This is a genomic window from Desulfosporosinus sp. Tol-M2 (assembly GCF_059735615.1).
In genome coordinates, this window is sequence record NZ_JCAIJG010000091.1 from 1 (window position 1) to 1,523 (window position 1,523).

Sequence of the window (1,523 nt, forward strand, 5' to 3'; positions counted from 1 at the left end):
GTCCAGTGGGGCTTGGCCCTTAAATACCCTGCTAAGCAAAGAGCAGCTTACGGTCAAGTTTCTCGACGAATTGCCGGATACCTATCGCTATGCTATTTTGGCTGAAAACAAACTGCTCATTGGGACTATAGGCTTTAAGGAAGTTAATATCCCTGCTCAATCGGCCACGCTCTTTATTGTTCTTGGGAATAAAACATATTGGGGTAAAGGCTATGGCACAGATGCCTTAATCACCTTTGCGCGCTTCCTTTTTACGCAGTGGAATTTCCACAGAATTTCGCTGGATACTTGGGATGGAAATATTCGGGCTATCAAGGTTTATGAAAAAGTCGGTTTCAAGCTTGAAGGTCGTCAGCGGGAAGCACGTTTTGTGTTAGGAAAATATCACGACGCCATTCTGATGGGTTTATTACGGGAAGAATTCTTCTCCCTGCTTGGCAAATAATAAGGTTGCTAAAATCGAAAGTCTGGAGTAAACTATAATTAATTTAATATACTGTAGTATTCCTCTGGGGTTGGGTGAAATTCCCTACCGGCGGTAAAGCCCGCGAGCCTTTTGGCAGATCCGGTGACATTCCGGGGCCGACAGTAAAGTCTGGATGAGAAGAGGAACAGATAGAATGAGGCGTATTTGCGCTTTTTTTGAGCTGTAACTTTCTGACCCAAACACCCGGAGAAGACTTGGGTGTTTTTTATTGTATGAGAGGGATTCTATATGCAAGCATCAAGTCCGTTCAATTTGAACGATGAAAAGTTCATGACCAGAGCACTTGATTTAGCCATTAAGGCAATAGGGCGAACCAGTCCTAATCCTCTAGTTGGCTGTGTTATCGTCAAGGATGAACAGATCGTCGGAGAAGGGTATCACCTTCAGGCAGGTACTCCTCATGCTGAGGTTCATGCTCTCGCCGCTGCGGGGAAGCAGGCCTGCGACGCTACCGCTTATGTTACCTTGGAACCATGTTCTCATTATGGACGAACGCCTCCCTGCGCAGAGGCGCTGATCCGCGCCGGGATTAAACGAGTTGTCGTCGCCATGAAAGATCCCAATCCACTTGTTTCCGGGCGTGGAATCGATCACTTACGCGAGGTCGGGATTCAGGTGGACGTGGGCCTAATGTTTGATGAAGCCTCCCTCATTAATGAAGTCTTTCTTAAAGTAATCACGACCGGCTTACCCTTTGTCGTTTACAAAACAGCGATGACTTTAGATGGTAAAATCGCCACTGAGACCGGCGATTCACGCTGGGTCACTACGGAAGTTTCCCGGCAATATGTTCATCAATTACGTGATCGTTACGATGTTATTCTGGCGGGAAAAAACCGCAGTCATCCGGGATGAATCGCCGGTCTCAGTGGCGATTTTACCATCTAAAGTCATCGCTGTTTTGTAAACGACAAAGGGTAAGCCGGTCGTGATTACTTTAAGAAAGACTTCATTAATGAGGGAGGCTTCATGAAACATTAGGCCCACGTCCACCTGAATCCCGACCTCGCGTAAGTGATCGATTCCACGCCCGGAA

At 46.9% G+C, this 1,523-nt stretch carries 1 protein-coding gene, 2 pseudogenes and 1 riboswitch; of the genes and pseudogenes, 2 read left to right on the forward strand and 1 reads right to left on the reverse strand.

Features of this window, described 5'->3' with window-relative positions:
- Window positions 1-445 (forward strand): GNAT family N-acetyltransferase (locus tag AC6I5A_RS06505; protein ID WP_034613265.1); only part of this gene is annotated, 445 nt, incomplete at its 5' end.
- Window positions 446-501: 56 nt separating this feature from the next.
- A riboswitch (FMN riboswitch) is annotated at window positions 502-615 on the forward strand.
- Between the two features lie 100 nt (window positions 616-715).
- Window positions 716-1,318: pseudogene (gene ribD / locus AC6I5A_RS06510) on the forward strand (bifunctional diaminohydroxyphosphoribosylaminopyrimidine deaminase/5-amino-6-(5-phosphoribosylamino)uracil reductase RibD); the annotation flags it as partial.
- Here ribD and AC6I5A_RS06515 read toward each other — a convergent pair.
- Window positions 1,313-1,523: pseudogene (locus tag AC6I5A_RS06515) on the reverse strand (bifunctional diaminohydroxyphosphoribosylaminopyrimidine deaminase/5-amino-6-(5-phosphoribosylamino)uracil reductase RibD); the annotation flags it as partial. The pseudogenes ribD and AC6I5A_RS06515 overlap by 6 nt on opposite strands.